Genomic DNA, 16,908 nt, shown 5'->3' on the forward strand with positions numbered 1-16,908 from the left:
GGTGTCACGGTCGCCGTGTTCGCCGTCATCGCCCTGATCGCACGGGGGGTGGAGAAGCTGTGAGCGCCGAGAACATCGCAGGTCTCATCGTCGCCGTCGCCCTCGTCGGCTACCTCGTCGTGGCGCTGATCTACCCGGAGAAGTTCTGACATGGGTTCCACCCTCGCGGGCTGGCTGCAGGCCCTCGCCCTGGTGGGCGCGCTGGCCCTGTGCTACCGCCCCCTCGGCGACTACATCGCCAGAATCCTCACCACTCCCAGGCACCTCGGAGTCGAGCGCGGCCTGTACAAGGTCATCGGCGTGGACGGCGACGCCGACCAGCGCTGGCCGGTCTACCTCCGTTCGGTGCTGGCCTTCTCGGCCGTCTCGGTCCTCTTCCTGTACGGGCTGATCCGCCTTCAGGGATATCTGCTGCTGAGCCTCGGCGTGCCGCAGATGGAAGGTCACCAGGCCTGGAACACCGCGATCTCCTTCGTGGCCAACACCAACTGGCAGTCCTACGGCGGTGAGTCCGCGATGGGCCACGTGGCCCAGATGGCCGGCCTGGCGGTGCAGAACTTCGTCTCCTCGGCCGTCGGCATCGCGATCGTCGCCACGCTGATCCGGGGCTTCACCCGCAACCGCACCGACCGGGTCGGCAACTTCTGGGTGGACCTCACCCGGATCACGCTGCGCCTGCTGCTGCCGATCGCGATCGTCTTCGCGCTGGTGCTGGTCGCCAACGGCGTGGTGCAGAACTTCCACGGCTTCCACGAGGTCGCCACGCTGGCCGGCGACCCGCAGTCGGTCCCGGGCGGTCCGGTGGCCTCGCAGGAGGTCATCAAGCTGCTCGGCACCAACGGCGGCGGCTTCTACAACGCCAACTCGGCGCACCCGTTCGAGAACCCGACCGGGTTCAGCAACCTGGTGGAGATCTTCCTCATCCTGCTGATCCCGTTCGCGCTGCCCCGCGCCTTCGGCCGGATGGTCGGGGACAACCGTCAGGGCTACGCGATCCTCGCCGTGATGGGCCTGTTCTGGGTGGCCTCGGCCGCGCTGATCACCTTCTCCGAGACGCAGCACTCCGGCAGCGCGATGCAGGCCGCCGGCGGGGCGATGGAGGGCAAGGAGCAGCGGTTCGGTATCGCGGCCTCCAGCCTGTTCGCCGCCTCCACCACGCTGACCTCGACCGGCGCGGTGAACTCCTTCCACGACTCGTACTCGCCGTTCGGCGGCGGGATCGCGATGTTCAACATGATGCTGGGTGAGATCGCGCCCGGCGGTACCGGCTCCGGCCTGTACGGCATGCTGATCCTGGCGGTCGTCGCGGTCTTCGTGGCCGGTCTGATGGTCGGCCGGACGCCGGAGTACCTGGGCAAGAAGCTCGGCGGCCGCGAGATGAAGTTCGCCTCGCTGTACATCCTGACCACGCCGACGATCGTGCTGGTCGGCACGGGCCTGGCGATGTCGCTGCCGGGCGAGCGTGCCGGGATGCTTAACTCGGGCGCCCACGGCTTCTCCGAGGTGCTGTACGCGTTCACCTCGGGTGCCAACAACAACGGCTCGGCGTTCGCGGGCATCACGGTCAACACCGACTGGTACGACACCGCGATCGGTCTGGCGATGGTGTTCGGCCGCTTCCTGCCGATGGTCTTCGTGCTGGCGCTGGCGGGCTCGCTCGCGCGGCAGCAGCCGGTTCCCGCCACTCCGGGCACCCTGCCCACCCACAAGCCGCTCTTCGTGGGCCTGCTGTCGGGCGTCGTCCTGATCGTCGTCGGTCTCACCTACTTCCCGGCCCTCGCTCTCGGGCCGATCGCGGAAGGTCTCTCCTGATGTCCACCCCTACGCTCACCCCCGCACCGCTCGAGAAGACGGAGAGCGCGGCGCCGCACAGAGTCTCCAACGGCCTCCTCGACCCCAGGCTGATAGTCGCCTCCCTCCCGGACGCGGTGAAGAAGCTGGACCCCCGGGTGATGGTCAGGAACCCGGTCATGTTCGTGGTCGAGGTCGGCTCGGTGGTCACCACCGTCGCCGCGATCGCCGACCCGTCCGTGTTCGCCTGGTCCATCACCGTCTGGCTCTGGCTGACCACCGTCTTCGCCAACCTGGCCGAGGCCGTCGCCGAGGGCCGCGGCAAGGCGCAGGCGGACACCCTGCGCAGGACCAGGACCGACACCATGGCCCGGCGGCTGACCGACTGGCCGGCCTCGCGGGCCGAGGAGGAGGTCTCCGGCACCGCGCTGGCGCTCGGCGACCACGTGGTGGTCGAGGCCGGGCAGATCATCCCCGGCGACGGTGACGTGGTCGAGGGCGTCGCGTCCGTGGACGAGTCGGCGATCACCGGAGAGTCCGCGCCGGTGATCCGCGAGTCGGGCGGTGACCGCTCCGCGGTGACCGGCGGCACCAGGGTGCTCTCCGACCGGATCGTGGTGAAGATCTCCTCCGAGCCGGGCAAGACCTTCATCGACCGGATGATCGCCCTGGTCGAGGGCGCCGCCCGGCAGAAGACGCCGAACGAGATCGCGCTCAACATCCTGCTGGCCTCGCTGACCATCGTCTTCCTGATCGCGGTCGTCACGCTCCAGCCGATGGCCACCTACGCGGGCGCCCCGCAGTCGATGATCGTGCTGGTCGCCCTGATCGTGGCGCTCATCCCGACCACCATCGGCGCGCTGCTCTCCGCGATCGGCATCGCCGGCATGGACCGGCTGGTGCAGCGCAACGTGCTGGCGATGTCCGGCCGGGCCGTCGAGGCGGCCGGGGACGTCAACACCCTGCTGCTCGACAAGACCGGCACCATCACCCTCGGCAACCGCCAGGCCGCCGAGTTCCTGCCGGCCCCCGGCGTGGGCACGGAGGAACTGGCCGGTGCCGCGCAGCTGTCGTCGCTCGCCGACGAGACCCCGGAGGGCCGCTCGATCGTGGTCCTCGCCAAGACCGGGTACGGCCTGCGGGCCCGCGCCCAGGGCGAGTTGACCCACGCCACCTGGGTGCCCTTCACGGCCCAGACCCGGATGTCCGGCGTCGACCTGGACGAGGCCGAGGCCGTCCACCAGGTCCGCAAGGGCGCGGCCGCCGCGGTCACCAACTGGGTGACCGAGCAGGGCGGTTCGGTCGGCGGCGAGGTCTCCGCGCTGGTCGACGGGATCTCCGCGGCCGGCGGCACGCCGCTCGTGGTCGCCGACAGGGTGGGCTCCGCCCCCGCCCGCGTCCTGGGTGTCATCCACCTCAAGGACGTGGTCAAGGAGGGCATGCGGGAGCGCTTCGACGAGCTGCGCCGGATGGGCATCAAGACCATCATGATCACCGGCGACAACCCGCTGACCGCCAGGGCGATCGCGGAGGAGGCCGGCGTGGACGACTTCCTCGCCGAGGCCACCCCCGAGGACAAGATGGCCCTCATCAAGAAGGAGCAGGCCGGCGGCAAGCTGGTCGCGATGACCGGGGACGGCACCAACGACGCCCCCGCCCTCGCCCAGGCCGACGTCGGTGTCGCGATGAACACCGGGACCATGGCGGCCAAGGAGGCCGGGAACATGGTCGACCTGGACTCCAACCCCACCAAGCTGATCGAGATCGTCGAGATCGGCAAGCAGTTGCTGATCACCCGCGGCGCGCTGACCACCTTCTCCATCGCCAACGACGTCGCGAAGTACTTCGCGATCATCCCGGCGATGTTCGCGGCGGTCTACCCGGGCCTCGACAAGCTCAACATCATGCACCTGCACAGCCCGCAGTCCGCGATCACCTCGGCGATCATCTTCAACGCCCTGGTCATCATCGGCCTCATCCCGCTCGCCCTGCGCGGCGTCCGCTACCGCCCGTCCGACGCCGGCTCCCTGCTGCGCCGCAACCTCGGGCTGTACGGCTTCGGCGGTCTGATCGTCCCCTTCGCCGGGATCAAACTGATCGACCTGGTCGTCCAGTTCGTCCCCGGCCTGAGCTGAGAAAGGAGCACCTGATGTCCAAGCCCCTGCCCACCACCGTGCGCACGCACTTCACCGCGCTGCGGATGCTGCTGGTGATGACGGTGATCCTCGGTCTCGCCTACCCCCTGCTGATCACCGGGATCAGCCAGCTGGTGCTCGACGACAAGGCCAACGGCTCGATCGTGGAGCTCGACGGCAAGGAGGTCGGTTCCAGCCTGCTCGGCCAGAGCTACAACCTCCCCAAGCAGAACCCGGACGACGAGAAGGAGGAGGCCAGGCCGGACCCGAAGTGGTTCCAGCCGCGGCCCTCCGCCGGCGGCTACGACCCGAAGAGCTCCGGCGCCTCCAACCTCGGCCCGAACAGCGAGGACCTGCTGAAGACCGTCGAGGACCGCCGTGCGGCCGTCGCCGCGTTCGACGGCGTCGACCCGGCGAGCGTGCCGGTGGACGCGGTCACCGCCTCCGGCTCCGGCCTCGACCCGCAGATCTCCGTCGCCTACGCGAAGGAGCAGGTCGCCCGGGTCGCCAAGGCCCGCGACCTGCCCGAGGAGACCGTGCGCAGGCTGGTCGAGAAGTACACCGAGGGGCGCTCGCTCGGCTTCCTCGGACAGGAGGGCGTGAACGTCGTACTGCTCAACACCGCGCTGTCGGAGCAGAAGTGACGATCCGTCCGAAAAATCCCTGAACAGGCCGACCCGGGCCGGGGCAGCAGCCCCCGGCCGGGGTCGGCCGCCGCCGTACCCTCCCTCGTACGAAAGAGCGCCCATGGCCCGCGACCTCACCCCCGGCTCCCGCCGAGGCCGGCTGAGGGTGTACCTCGGCTCCGCCCCCGGTGTGGGCAAGACCTACCGGATGCTGGACGAGGCCCGGCGCAGACGGGAACGCGGCGCGGACGTGGTGGTCGGCTACATCGAGTGCCACGGCCGCCGCTACACCGAGGCGCTGGTGGACGGCCTGGAGCTGCTGCCGAGGGTCAGCCGCTCCTACCGCGACAGCGACTTCGAGGAGATGGACCTCGACGCCGTCCTCGCCCGCCGTCCGTCCGTGGCCCTCGTGGACGAACTGGCCCACACCAACATCCCCGGCGGCCGCAACGCCAAGCGCTGGCAGGACGTCGAGGAACTGCTGGACGCCGGGATCGACGTCATCACCACCGTCAACATCCAGCACCTGGAATCGCTGAACGACGTCGTCCAGAAGATCACCGGCATCCCGCAGCGCGAGACCGTCCCGGACGAGGTGGTCCGCCGGGCCGACCAGATCGAGCTCGTCGACATGGCCCCCCAGGCGCTGCGCCGCCGGATGGCCCACGGCAACGTCTACAAGGCGGAGAAGGTGGACGCCGCGCTCTCCAACTACTTCCGGGTCGGCAACCTCACCGCCCTGCGCGAACTCGCCCTGCTCTGGGTGGCCGGGCGGGTCGACGAGGGCCTGCGCGACTACCGGGCCAGCCACAACATCGACCGGGTCTGGGAGACCCGCGAACGCGTCGTGGTCGCCCTCACCGGCGGCCCCGAGGGCGAGACCCTGATCCGCCGCGCCGCCCGGATCTCCCGCCCGTCGCCCACCACCGCCCCCGACGGCGACGCGCCGCGCCGCCCCTCCCTCCGCACCGCCGGCGGCGACCTGCTGGCCGTCCACGTCACCCGCAGCGACGGCCTGGCCGGCGCCTCCTCCGGCGCACTCGCCCAGCAGCGGCAGCTGGTCGAGACCCTCGGCGGCAGCTACCACGTGGTCGTCGGCGACGACATCCCCACCGCGCTGCTGGCCTTCGCCCGCGCCCACGACGCCACCCAGCTGGTCCTGGGCACCAGCCGCCGCGGCCGGATCACCCGCTTCCTCACCGGCCCCGGCATCGGCGAGACCACCGTGGACGCCTCCGAGGACATCGACGTCCACATGGTCACCCACGAGTTCACCGGCCGCGGCCGGCTGCCCTCGCTCGGCCGCCGCCACTCCCGGCGCCGCACCATCGCCGGCTACCTCGCCGGGCTCGTCCTGCCCTGGCTGCTGACGGCCCTGCTCTCGCAGGCGCCCGAGCGGGTGAACCTCACCACCGACGCGCTGATCTTCCAGCTCGGCGTGGTCGTCGTCGCCCTGCTCGGCGGTGCCACCTCGGCCCTGCTGGCCTCGGTGGTCGCCTCGCTGCTGCTGAACTACTTCTTCATCCCGCCCGTGCACACCCTGACCATCGGCGAGACCAACAACATCGTCGCGCTGGTGGTCTTCGCCGCCGTCGCGCTCGCCGTCTCCACCGTGGTCGACCACGCGACCCGGCTCACCAGCCGCGCCGCCCGGGCCACCGCCGAGGCCGAGACCCTCTCCACCCTCGCCGGCAGCGTGCTGCGGGGCGCCGACGCCCTGCCCGCCCTGCTGGAGAAGTCCCGGACGGCCTTCGGCATGGACTCCGTCGCCCTGCTGGAACGCGCCGGCGGCGAGGTGCTGGCCCGCTGCGACGGGGAGGCCCCGGCCGACGGCGCCCCCGACACCCCCGCCGCCCCCGACCGCGCCGGAAGCGCCGGAACCGGCGAGACCACCGAGGTCCCGGTCGGCGCGGACGCCGTCCTGGTCCTCACCGGCCGCCGGCTGCCCGCCGCCGACCAGCGCGTCCTCACCGCCTTCGCCGCCCACGTCGCCGCCGCCCTCGAACGCGACCGGCTCGCCGTCGTCGCCGCCGAGGTCGAACCCATCAAGGCCGCCGACCGGATGCGCACCGCCCTGCTCGCCGCCGTCAGCCACGACCTGCGCACCCCGCTCGCCGCCGCCCTCGCCTCGGTCGGCTCGCTGCGCAGCCCCGACGTCGAGTTCTCCGCCGAGGACCAGGCCGAACTCCTCGCCACCGCCGACGAGTCCCTGGTCAGGCTCACCCGGCTGGTCGACAACCTGCTCGACATGAGCCGCCTCCAGGCGGGCGCGCTCACCCTGCACCTCGCCGAGACCCACCTCGACGAGATCCTGCCCCGGGCCCTGGACACCCTCCCCGCCCCGTACGCCCCGGTCCAGCCGCTCGACCTGGACACCGCGCCCGCCGTCCTCGCCGACCCGCCGCTGCTGGAACGCGTCCTCGCCAACGTCATCACCAACGCCCTGCGCCACAACGCCCCCGGCGCACCCGTGCTGGTCACCGCCAGCCACCACCGGGACCAGGTCGAGCTCCGGGTGATCGACCGCGGCCCCGGCATCGCCCCCGAGGACCGCGACCGGGTCTTCCTGCCCTTCCAGCGCCTCGGCGACACCGACAACACCACCGGCGTCGGCCTCGGTCTCGCCCTCTCCCGCGGCCTCGCCGAGGCCATGGGCGGCAGTCTGGAGGTCGAGGACACCCCCGGTGGCGGCACCACCATGCTGCTCACCCTGCCCGCCGCCCACCCGGGAGAAGCGCCCGTATGAGAGAGCGAAGCCGACGAATGACCGAAACGCGCCTGTCCCGCGAGGCGGGCGCCGGGCGACGGGGGCACCTTCCGGCCTCCGGGACCGGGGGAGTGGCGCGCGCATGAGCGAGATCCTGATCGTCGACGACGAACCCGCGCTGCTGCGCACCCTGCGGATCAACCTGAGCGCCCGGCAGTACGCCGTCCGGACGGCGGCCAGCGGCGGGGAGGCCCTCGACCGGGCCGCGCACACCGCGCCCGACGCCGTGCTGCTCGACCTCGGCCTGCCCGACCTGGACGGCATGGAGGTGATCCGGAGCCTGCGCAGCCGCAGCGCCGTGCCGATCATCGTGCTCTCCGGCCGGGCCGGCGCCGCCGACAAGGTCGGCGCCCTCGACGCCGGCGCCGACGACTACCTCACCAAGCCCTTCCTGATGGAGGAGCTGCTGGCCCGGCTGCGCGCCGTGCTGCGCCGGCCACCGGGCGGGATCGCCCTGCCCGCACCGGTGATCGGCGACCACACCGTGGACCTCGCCGCCACCACCGTCAGCGGCCCGGACGGCCCGGTCCGGCTCACCCCGACCGAGTGGCGCATCCTCGCCCTGCTGCTCGCCAGCCCCGGCCGGCTGGTGCCCGGCCGGCGGATCCTGCGCGAGGTCTGGGGGCCGGCCCAGGAGGAGCGCGGCAACTACCTGCGGGTCTACCTGGCCGGCCTGCGCCGCAAGCTGGAACGCGACCCGGCCCGGCCGCGCCATCTGATCACCGAGCCCGGCATCGGCTACCGCTACGAGCCCTGACCGGACGGGAACCCCGCGGTGTCAACGGTCCGTCAAGGGGGGCCAGTCGCACGACAGGAGGGCGTCAAGAGCGGGCGGAACGGGTCGTCCGTGGGCGTAGCGTCAGCGCTGGGAGAGCGGCCCCGCTCCATGTGGGGGATGCCTGGGGCCGCTCCGCCGCCGGTGGGGCCCACCGACGTCATCGGCGGCCAGCAGGTGGGGGAGGGGCGCGCGGTTCAACACCGCGCGCCCCCATCTGTTTCGGCCCCGGCCCGCGGTCAGCCGCCGCCGGCACCGCCGGACTGCCGGGGCAGGGCCAGCGCCACCGTGTCGGCGAACTCCCGGACCGCGCTGGTCCGGCTGACGATCCGTCCGCTGTGCACCACCAGGCGGCTGTGACCGCCCGCGAGCGCCCCCGCCAGGCTGTCCCCGCGCACCGCCAGCAGCTCGGCCGGGAACCCGGCGTCCACCCGGACCGGGGGGAGCCCGAGCGCCACCCGCGCCTGGTTCGCCACCGCGTCGTACGCCGCCTCCGGGGTCAGCACCCCGCTCGCCGCCAGCAGGTACGCGGCCTCCAGCGGATCGGCCCGCCCGACCGGGTTGGCGGCGTCGCGCAGCGAACCGCTGCCCGCCGCGAGCGGCACCCCGGCCTCCGCCAGCTCGCGCAGCAGCCCCGGCCGCAGCCCGCTGGGCCGGCCCTCCAGCCCGGTGCAGCAGCCGTTCTGCGGCAGGCAGACCACCCGGATGCCGTGACCGGCCAGCACCGCAGGGGAGCCCGGCGCCAGCGCGCCGCACGGGCCGAGCATCACCCGCGGCCGCAGCGGGGCGAGCGCGCTCGCCAGCCGGGCCAGCCGCGCCGGGTCGGCGGCCGTGGCGTGCAGGTCGACCGGGCAGTCCGCCTCCCGGGCGGCCTCCAGCAGCACCTGGGCGTACCCCGCCGGGTCCGGGTCCAGTTCGGGGCAGCCCCCGGCCGCGGTGGCGCCCAGCTTGAGGGCTTCGCGCAGCTGGGCCCGGCCGTCCGCCCCGGCGCGGCCGGTGAGCAGCCGGGGCATGGCGACCGCCTGGAGCTCGGCCAGGCCGCGCAGCGCCTGCCGGGCGGTGAGCACGGCCTCCAGCCGGCGCAGCCCGTGCACGTCGCCGATCCGGACGTGGGTGCGCTGGGCGGTGGCGCCGTAGCCGAGCGAGGTGAGCGCGGCCTCGGTGACCCGGCGGGTGAGGTCGGTGGGGGTCTCCGGCGGCGGAGCGGGCAGCGCGGCGGAGAAGGCGACGTCGTAGTGGGCGTGCGCCTCGGCGGGGGCGGGCAGCAGCAGGTAGCCCTTGAGGTCGATCCGGGCGCCGGTGGTGGCCGTGGGGGTGCCCGGCAGGGCGGGCAGCGGTCCGAGGCTGCCGGCGGTGCCGACGGCCTGGATCCGGTCGCCGCTGATCCGTACGTCCACCACCCGGCCGTCGGCGAGCCGGGCGTCGGTGAGCAGCAGGACGGGGCCGTGCCCGAGCGGGTTGGCCGCCGGGCCGGGTCCCGGCTGAGGCCCGTCGGCGGGTGCGCTGTCCATCGCCCGGCTCCTTCTCGCGCTGGCCCGTCTCGTACCCCGGCCCGTCCCGATCAATGAGCGACGAGCCTATGGCGGCCGGGCGCGGGGCGACGGGAGGCGGGCAATAGTCGTATCGGGTCGGGCCGCGCGGCCGGGGGGGTGGTCGAACGCCCGGCCTTCGATCGGTCATCCGCGCACCCCGCCGACCTGCGGTCTTCGCGCCGGGATACGGATTTCACCTCTGGGCGCGGAACGTGTAATCTCTTCCTCGTTCGCCCCTATAGCTCAGTCGGTAGAGCGTCTCCATGGTAAGGAGAAGGTCTGCGGTTCGATTCCGCATGGGGGCTCTGGTGAAAAGCGGTCAGCTACGGCTGTGCTGCGGATCACTGTGGCGGTGTAGCTCAGTTGGTAGAGCAAGCGGCTCATAATCGCTGTGTCACCGGTTCAAGTCCGGTCACCGCTACCCCGCGTAGTCGGTCGGGAGATCGCACTCCCGGTCGGCTACTCTTGTTGTGTTCTTATTCATTGTCCAAGGAAGGCACTCCCGTGGCTGCCACCGATGTCCGCCCGAAGATCACGCTGGCCTGCGTGGAGTGCAAGGAGCGGAACTACATCACCAAGAAGAACCGGCGTAACGACCCGGACCGTCTTGAGATGAAGAAGCACTGCCCCCGCTGCAACTCGCACACCGCGCACCGCGAGACCCGCTGACCCTGTTGCAGGGCATCGGGCCTGTGTGACTCAGGTCTTCGACTCCGGGCCGCATCCCTCACTGGGTGCGGTCCGGAGTCTTTTTTGTCACCCGTTTCCGTGACCCGCTCTCTGTGACCCACTTCGGTGGCACCGGACAGTTGAGGAGTTGCCCATGGCGCTCGACCCCTCCTTCATCGGGCGGACCTATCCGCCCACCGAGCCGTACGAGGTCGGCCGGGAGAAGATCCGCGAGTTCGCCGTCGCCGTGGGCGACGCCAACCCCGCGTACAGCGACCCGGAGGCCGCCAGGGCCCTCGGCCACCCGGACGTGATCGCCCCGCCGACCTTCCCGTTCGTGATCACCTACCAGGCCGCCGGCCAGGTGGTCGAGGACCCGCAGCTGGGCCTGGACTACACCCGGGTGGTGCACGGGGACCAGAAGTTCGCCTACACCCGGCCGGTGCGCGCGGGGGACCGGCTCTCGGTCGCGGTGACCATCGACAACATCAAGTCGCTCGCCGGCAACGACGTCCTCACGGTGCGTGGCGAGGTGACGGACGGCAGCGGCGAGCACGTGGTGACGTCGATCATGACCCTGGTGGCCCGGGCCGCCGACGAGGCGGGGGAGTAACGCGATGGCGATCAGCTATGACGAGGTCGCGGTCGGCACCGAGCTGCCCGCGCAGTCCTTTCCCGTGACGCGCGCCACCCTGGTGCGGTACGCGGGTGCCTCCGGCGACTTCAACCCGATCCACTGGAACGAGAAGTTCGCCCTGGAGGTCGGCCTGCCGGACGTCATCGCGCACGGCATGTTCACCATGGCCGAGGCGATCCGGGTGGTCACCGACTGGGTCGGCGACCCGGCCGCGGTGGTCGAGTACGGCGTGCGGTTCACCCGCCCGGTGCCGGTGCCCAACGACGGCGTCGGCGCCGTGATCGAGGTCACCGGCAAGGTGGCCAAGCTGCTGGACGACCGCAGGGTCCAGGTCGACCTGCTGGCCACCGCCGACGGCCGGAAGGTGCTGGGCATGTCCCGCGCGGTCGTCCGGCTGGCCTGAGCCCCGGGGCGTACGGGGAGAGGGGCGCCGCGCCCTCCCCGTACGCTGGTGGGCGTGCTGGTAGAACTCGACGCCCCCCTCGCCCCGCTCACCACCCTCCGGCTCGGCGGCCCGGCCCGCCGACTGGTGTCCGCGCACACCGACGACGAGGTGGTGGCCGCCGTCCGTGAGGCCGACGCGGCCGGCGAGCCGCTGCTCGTCATCGGCGGCGGCTCCAACCTGGTGATCGGTGACGCCGGTTTCGCCGGCACCGTGCTGCGGATCGCCACCACCGGCTTCGCGCTGGACGGCCTCACGCTGGAGCTGGCCGCCGGCGAGGTCTGGGAGGACGCGGTGGCCCGCACCGTCGGTCACGGCCTGGCCGGCATCGAGTTCCTGGCCGGCATCCCCGGCTCGGCCGGCGCCACGCCCGTGCAGAACGTCGGCGCGTACGGCCAAGAGGTGGCGCAGTCCGTCACCGAGGTGGTCGCGTACGACCGCCGGGCCGGCGAGGTGGTCACCCTCTCCAACGCCGAGTGCGTCTTCTCCTACCGGCACAGCCGCTTCAAGGCCGACCCGGACCGCTACGTGGTGCTCCGGGTGCGCTTCGCGCTGGAGGACAACGGCGGCCTCTCCACCCCCGTCCGCTACGCCGAGACGGCCCGCCACCTGGGCGTCGAGCAGGGCGAGCGGGTCGGCGTCGACGTCGCCTGGAACGCCGTGCTGGCGCTGCGTTCGGGCAAGGGCATGGTGCTGGACGCGGCCGACCACGACACCTGGTCGGCGGGCTCCTTCTTCACCAACCCGGTGCTGACGGCCGCCCAGTACGAGTCCTTCCGCACCCGCCCGGGCACCGAGAACGCCCCCGCCTACCCGGCGCCGGACGGTTGCACCAAGACCTCGGCGGCCTGGCTGATCGACCGGGCCGGCTTCGGCAAGGGCTACGGCGACGGCCCGGCCACCCTCTCCACCAAGCACACCCTGGCCCTGACCAACCGCGGCGCCGCCACCGCCGACGACCTGCTGGCGCTGGCCCGGGAGATCCGCGACGGGGTCCGGGCGGCCTTCGGCGTCGAGCTGGTCAACGAGCCGGTGATGGTGGGCGTCAGGCTGTAGGCCACGGGCCGGTGCCGTCCCCCAGCCAGGTGTCGATGTCCGCCAGCAGCTCCTTGCGGACGCTCTCCGGGGCGCGCGAGCCGCGCACCGACTGGCGGGCCAGCTCGGCGAGCTCGGCGTCGCCGAAGCCGAGCACGTCGCGGGCCAGGGCGTACTGGTCGGCCAGCCGGCTGCCGAACAGCAGCGGGTCGTCGGCGCCGAGCGCCAGCGGCACGCCGGCGTCGAACAGCCTGCGCAGCGGGACGTCCTCGGCGAACTCGTAGACGCCCAGCGAGACGTTGGAGGACGGGCAGACCTCGCAGGTGATCTGGCGGTCCGCCAGCCGCTGCATCAGCCAGGGGTCCTCGGCGGCCCGGACGCCGTGACCGATCCGGCCCGCGCCCAGGTCGTCCAGGCAGTCCCGGACGGACTCCGGCCCGGCCAGTTCGCCGCCGTGCGGGGCGGCCAGCAGACCGCCCTTGCGGGCGATGTCGAAGGCCCGGTCGAAGTCCCGGGCGAGGCCGCGGCGCTCGTCGTTGGAGAGGCCGAAGCCGACCACGCCCCGGTCGGCGTACCGGACGGCCAGCCGGGCCAGGGTCCGGGCGTCCATCGGGGACTTCATCCGGTTCGCGGCGACCAGCACCCGGATGCCCACCCCGGTGGCCTCGGCGGCCTGCTCCACGGCGTCCAGGATCAGCTCCAGGGCGGGGATCAGCCCGCCGAGCATGGGCGCGTACGAGGTCGGGTCGACCTGGATCTCCAGCCAGCGGGAGCCGTCCCGCCGCTCGTCCTGGGCGGTCTCCAGCACCAGCCGGCGGATGTCGTCCTCGCCCCGCAGGACGGAGCGGGCGGTGTCGTAGAGGCGCTGGAAGCGGAACCAGCCGCGTTCGTCGGTCGCCCGCAGTCTGGGCGGCTCGCCGGAGCTGAGCGCCTCCGGCAGCCGGATGCCGTGTTTGTCGGCCAGTTCCAGCAGGGTGGCGGGGCGCATCGAGCCGGTGAAGTGCAGGTGCAGGTGGGCCTTGGGGAGGTCCCTGACGTCTCGCGGATTTGGCAGGCGTTCCATTCGCCGATACTGCCGTATCGGGCCCGGATACGGGAACCGCCCCCTTCGCATCCCCCGAAGGGGTGAAAAGGGGGCGGTTCCACTCAACGCGCCCCGTCAATGCGCCGGGTCGGCGCCGACGGGGGCGGTGCGGCGCGGGTCAGTCGCGGGTCAGTCGCGGGCCTCGCCGAGCAGCTTCTGGATCCGGCTCACGCCCTCGGCCAGGTCGGCGTCGCCGAGCGCGTAGGACAGCCGCAGGTAGCCCGGGGTGCCGAAGGCCTCGCCGGGGACGACCGCGACCTCGGCCTCGTCCAGGATCAGCGCCGCCAGCTCGCCGGAGGTCTGCGGGCGCTTGCCGCGGATCTCCTTGCCCAGCACGCCCTTGACGGACGGGTAGGCGTAGAACGCGCCCTCGGGCTCGGGGCAGAGCACGCCCTCGATCTCGTTGAGCATCCGCACGATGGTCTTGCGGCGGCGGTCGAAGGCGGTGCGCATCTCCTCGACGGCCGTCAGGTCGCCGCTGACGGCGGCGATCGCGGCGCGCTGCGCGACGTTGGAGACGTTCGAGGTGGCGTGCGACTGCAGGTTGGTCGCGGCCTTGACGACGTCCTTGGGGCCGATCACCCAGCCCACCCGCCAGCCGGTCATCGCGTAGGTCTTGGCGACCCCGTTGACCACGATGGTCTTGTCGGCCAGCTCGGGCAGCAGGGCCGGCAGCGAGGTGAACGTCGCGTCGCCGTAGACCAGGTGCTCGTAGATCTCGTCGGTGAGCACCCAGAGGCCGTGCTCCAGCGCCCAGCGGCCGATCGCCTCGGCCTCGGCCTCGGTGTACACCGCGCCGGTCGGGTTGGACGGCGAGACGAAGAGCACCACCTTGGTGTTCTCGGTGCGGGCGGCCTCCAACTGCTCGACCGAGACCTTGTAGCCGGTGGTCTCGTCGGCCACGACCTCCACCGGCACACCGCCGGCCAGCTGCACCGACTCCGGGTAGGTGGTCCAGTACGGGGCCGGGATGATGACCTCGTCGCCCGGGTCGAGGATCGCGGCGAACGCCTCGTAGATCGCCTGCTTGCCACCGTTGGTCACCAGCACCTGGGAGGCGTCCACCTCGTAGCCGGAGTCGCGCAGCGTCTTGGCGGCGATCGCGGCCTTCAGCTCCGGCAGGCCGCCGGCCGGGGTGTAGCGGTGGTTCCTCGGGTCGCGGCAGGCCTCGACGGCCGTCTCGACGATGTAGTCCGGGGTCGGGAAGTCCGGCTCACCGGCACCGAAGCCGATCACCGGACGGCCGGCCGCCTTGAGGGCCTTGGCCTTGGCGTCGACGGCGAGGGTCGCGGACTCGGCGATGGCGCCGATCCGGGCGGAGACCCGTCGGTCGGCGGGGCGGACGGAACTGTCGGGCTGCGGGGTGGAAGCGCTCATGCCTGCATCGTCGCAGAACCGGGACGGACCGGGCATGGCGGTTTCACCATGCGTACCCGCTCGTCCACATGGCGGCCCGGACCTGCGACGGCTCGAAGAAAAGGTTCGACCAAACACCCCCGGACCACGTACACTCACTGCTCGACGGCCACCGAGAAGCCAAAGCTTCCACTGCCTGTACAGACAGCGGCGGGAGATGAGGTAGGTTGGTGGTCGCTACCGGAGCCGCGAGGCACCGTAGGGCAATAGCTCAATTGGTAGAGCACCGGTCTCCAAAACCGGCGGTTGGGGGTTCAAGTCCCTCTTGCCCTGCTGCTTGATCCGTATTCAGCCCGTTCGCTCCACAGAGCGAGCGGGCTTGATGCGGAGAGGGCACCGATCAGCACCCGCTTTAGCCGGCCGCTCGTGCCCTGTCGGGCACGCAGGTGATGCTCGGCAGGACCCGGATTCAGGTGAGGACGAGTGACGGAGACCACGGGCTCCACCGCAACGCCTGAGAGCGGCAACCCCGAGGGTGCCGACGGCGCTGCCGAGACCACGCCCGCCGAGGGCGATGAGAAGGCCCTTTCGCGCCGCGACCGCAAGCGGGCAGACCGTTCAGGCGACAAGAAGTCCGGCAAGCGGGCCAAGAAGGGCGCGTTCGCCCGTCTTGCCCTGTTCTACCGCCAGATCATCGCCGAACTGCGCAAGGTCGTCTGGCCCACCCGCAGCGAGCTGGTCAACTACACCACCGTCGTGGTCGTGTTCGTCGTCGTGGTGATGGCCTTCGTGGCCGGCCTCGACTACGGATTCTCCAAGCTCAGCCTCTGGATCTTCGGCTGACCGAGCGTCCCACCTGTGAAACAGCTTCCCGACCCGGGCCGATCCTCGGCCCGGGTCGAGCTGTCGGCGCCGAACGTACGAGGCCGCTACCGTTGACTCGGTACTGTTGAAGTCTCCGAGACGTCTCCTGGCGCCCGCGTGAGCGGAGCCGCGCCGAAGTCGATCCCGGAGCGCGCCACCTTCACCATCTCCAGGAAAGAAGCAGCCACCGTGTCTGAGTCCCCCCTGTACGACGCCGACGAGACCGTCCGCGAGGCGGATGTCGCCGCCGAGCTGGACGCGGCCGAGCTGGCTGTCGAAGCCGAGTCCGCCGAGCAGATCGTGGACGCCGCGGACAGCGACGAGGACGAGGCCGAGGCGTACGACGAGGCCGAGGCCGGCGAGCCCGCCGAGGAGGCCGCGCTGCACGTGGAGTCCGACGAGGAGCCCGCCGCCGAGGACGCCGCCGACGAGGAGGCCACCGACGAGGCCGCCGAGGAGGCCGAGCCGGCCGTCGAGGTCGACCCGGTCGCCAAGTTCCGCGAGGACCTGCGCTTCATGCCGGGCGAGTGGTACGTGATCCACACCTACGCCGGCTACGAGAACCGGGTGAAGCAGAACCTGGAGCAGCGCGCGGTCTCGCTGAACGTCGAGGAGTACATCTTCCAGGCCGAGGTGCCGCAGGAGGAGGTCGTCCAGATCAAGAACGGCGACCGCAAGACCATCCGCCAGAACAAGCTCCCCGGCTACGTCCTGGTGCGCATGGACCTCACCCCCGAGTCCTGGGGCGTCGTGCGGAACACCCCCGGTGTCACCGGCTTCGTCGGCAACGCCTACGACCCGTACCCGCTGACCCTGGACGAGGTCGTCAAGATGCTCGCCCCGGACGTGGAGCGCCAGGCGGCCAAGGAGGCCGGCAAGCCCTCCCCGGTCAAGCCCAGCGAGATCCAGGTGCTCGACTTCGAGGTCGGCGACTCGGTCACCGTCACCGACGGCCCGTTCGCGACCCTGCAGGCGACCATCAACGAGATCAACCCGGACTCGAAGAAGGTCAAGGGCCTGGTCGAGATCTTCGGCCGGGAGACCCCGGTCGAGCTCTCCTTCGACCAGATCCAGAAGAACTAGTACGAAGCCACTGCTTCGGGGCGGGGCTTCGGCCCCGCCCCGAAGTCGTTTTGGTCCAGCGGCGCATCCGCGTTAGCCTGGTCCGATGTGTGTGCAGGCGGCCGGGTGTCGC

General features: G+C 71.9%; 15 protein-coding genes and 3 tRNA genes. 15 read left to right on the plus strand and 3 right to left on the minus strand.

Annotation, left to right across the window (positions count from 1 at the left end):
• Positions 1–59: 59 nt before the first annotated feature.
• The 6 genes from kdpF (at position 60) to ACIO5D_RS05425 (ending at position 8,076) form a co-directional block, all read left to right on the plus strand.
• On the plus strand, positions 60–149 hold the full coding sequence (gene kdpF / locus ACIO5D_RS05400; protein ID WP_097237446.1) for a K(+)-transporting ATPase subunit F: 90 nt from the start codon (positions 60–62) through the stop codon (positions 147–149).
• A gap of 1 nt (position 150) precedes the next feature.
• Positions 151–1,812, plus strand: coding sequence for a potassium-transporting ATPase subunit KdpA (gene kdpA / locus ACIO5D_RS05405; RefSeq protein WP_363605878.1), 1,662 nt, complete (start codon positions 151–153; stop codon positions 1,810–1,812).
• The gene (kdpB, locus tag ACIO5D_RS05410) at positions 1,812–3,926 is read left to right on the plus strand and encodes a potassium-transporting ATPase subunit KdpB (RefSeq protein WP_363605876.1); all 2,115 of its coding nucleotides are present in this window, start codon (positions 1,812–1,814) and stop codon (positions 3,924–3,926) included. The genes kdpA and kdpB overlap by 1 nt, the downstream gene beginning before the upstream one ends.
• A gap of 14 nt (positions 3,927–3,940) precedes the next feature.
• A complete protein-coding gene (kdpC, locus tag ACIO5D_RS05415) occupies positions 3,941–4,570 on the plus strand; it encodes a potassium-transporting ATPase subunit KdpC (RefSeq protein WP_400756186.1) in 630 nt (209 codons plus the stop codon).
• A gap of 103 nt (positions 4,571–4,673) precedes the next feature.
• Entirely contained in the window at positions 4,674–7,298 is a 2,625-nt protein-coding gene (locus ACIO5D_RS05420; protein ID WP_400794005.1) for an ATP-binding protein, read from the plus strand.
• A gap of 103 nt (positions 7,299–7,401) precedes the next feature.
• The gene (locus ACIO5D_RS05425) at positions 7,402–8,076 is read left to right on the plus strand and encodes a response regulator (RefSeq protein WP_363605871.1); all 675 of its coding nucleotides are present in this window, start codon (positions 7,402–7,404) and stop codon (positions 8,074–8,076) included.
• A 257-nt stretch (positions 8,077–8,333) separates the two neighbouring features.
• Here the strand turns inward: ACIO5D_RS05425 and ACIO5D_RS05430 are convergent, their stop codons facing one another.
• Positions 8,334–9,605 carry a hydrolase gene (locus ACIO5D_RS05430; protein ID WP_400794006.1) on the minus strand — a complete coding sequence of 424 codons (1,272 nt, stop codon included), beginning with the start codon at positions 9,603–9,605 and terminating at the stop codon, positions 8,334–8,336.
• Between the two features lie 253 nt (positions 9,606–9,858).
• On the opposite strand from ACIO5D_RS05430, the gene ACIO5D_RS05435 reads away from it, so the two are divergent.
• The 6 genes from ACIO5D_RS05435 (at position 9,859) to ACIO5D_RS05460 (ending at position 12,430) form a co-directional block, all read left to right on the plus strand.
• Positions 9,859–9,931, plus strand: a tRNA-Thr gene (locus tag ACIO5D_RS05435).
• 43 nt (positions 9,932–9,974) lie between these two features.
• Positions 9,975–10,047, plus strand: a tRNA-Met gene (locus ACIO5D_RS05440).
• 83 nt (positions 10,048–10,130) lie between these two features.
• Entirely contained in the window at positions 10,131–10,295 is a 165-nt protein-coding gene (rpmG, locus tag ACIO5D_RS05445; RefSeq protein WP_006604855.1) for a 50S ribosomal protein L33, read from the plus strand.
• A gap of 154 nt (positions 10,296–10,449) precedes the next feature.
• On the plus strand, positions 10,450–10,908 hold the full coding sequence (locus tag ACIO5D_RS05450; RefSeq protein WP_363605867.1) for a MaoC family dehydratase N-terminal domain-containing protein: 459 nt from the start codon (positions 10,450–10,452) through the stop codon (positions 10,906–10,908).
• A 4-nt stretch (positions 10,909–10,912) separates the two neighbouring features.
• Entirely contained in the window at positions 10,913–11,335 is a 423-nt protein-coding gene (locus tag ACIO5D_RS05455; protein WP_363605866.1) for a MaoC family dehydratase, read from the plus strand.
• A gap of 54 nt (positions 11,336–11,389) precedes the next feature.
• Positions 11,390–12,430: a UDP-N-acetylmuramate dehydrogenase gene (locus ACIO5D_RS05460; RefSeq protein WP_363605865.1), complete on the plus strand. Its 1,041-nt coding sequence runs from the start codon at positions 11,390–11,392 to the stop codon at positions 12,428–12,430.
• Here the strand turns inward: ACIO5D_RS05460 and ACIO5D_RS05465 are convergent.
• Together ACIO5D_RS05465 and ACIO5D_RS05470 are read right to left on the minus strand one after the other, a co-directional pair.
• Positions 12,420–13,472: an adenosine deaminase gene (locus ACIO5D_RS05465; protein ID WP_363605863.1), complete on the minus strand. Its 1,053-nt coding sequence runs from the start codon at positions 13,470–13,472 to the stop codon at positions 12,420–12,422. The genes ACIO5D_RS05460 and ACIO5D_RS05465 overlap by 11 nt on opposite strands.
• Before the next feature lie 150 nt (positions 13,473–13,622).
• Positions 13,623–14,870, minus strand: a complete 1,248-nt coding sequence (locus tag ACIO5D_RS05470; protein WP_363605861.1) for a pyridoxal phosphate-dependent aminotransferase — start codon at positions 14,868–14,870, stop codon at positions 13,623–13,625.
• 239 nt (positions 14,871–15,109) lie between these two features.
• On the opposite strand from ACIO5D_RS05470, the gene ACIO5D_RS05475 reads away from it, so the two are divergent.
• The 3 genes from ACIO5D_RS05475 to nusG all read left to right on the plus strand — a co-directional run bounded on the left by ACIO5D_RS05475 (position 15,110) and on the right by nusG (position 16,796).
• Positions 15,110–15,182, plus strand: a tRNA-Trp gene (locus tag ACIO5D_RS05475).
• A gap of 150 nt (positions 15,183–15,332) precedes the next feature.
• On the plus strand, positions 15,333–15,692 hold the full coding sequence (gene secE, locus ACIO5D_RS05480; protein ID WP_363605860.1) for a preprotein translocase subunit SecE: 360 nt from the start codon (positions 15,333–15,335) through the stop codon (positions 15,690–15,692).
• 210 nt (positions 15,693–15,902) lie between these two features.
• Positions 15,903–16,796, plus strand: a complete 894-nt coding sequence (nusG, locus tag ACIO5D_RS05485) for a transcription termination/antitermination protein NusG (protein WP_400794007.1) — start codon at positions 15,903–15,905, stop codon at positions 16,794–16,796.
• Positions 16,797–16,908: the final 112 nt, after the last annotated feature.

The organism is Kitasatospora sp. NPDC087315 (assembly GCF_044744345.1).
In the GTDB taxonomy this organism is placed as follows: domain Bacteria; phylum Actinomycetota; class Actinomycetes; order Streptomycetales; family Streptomycetaceae; genus Kitasatospora.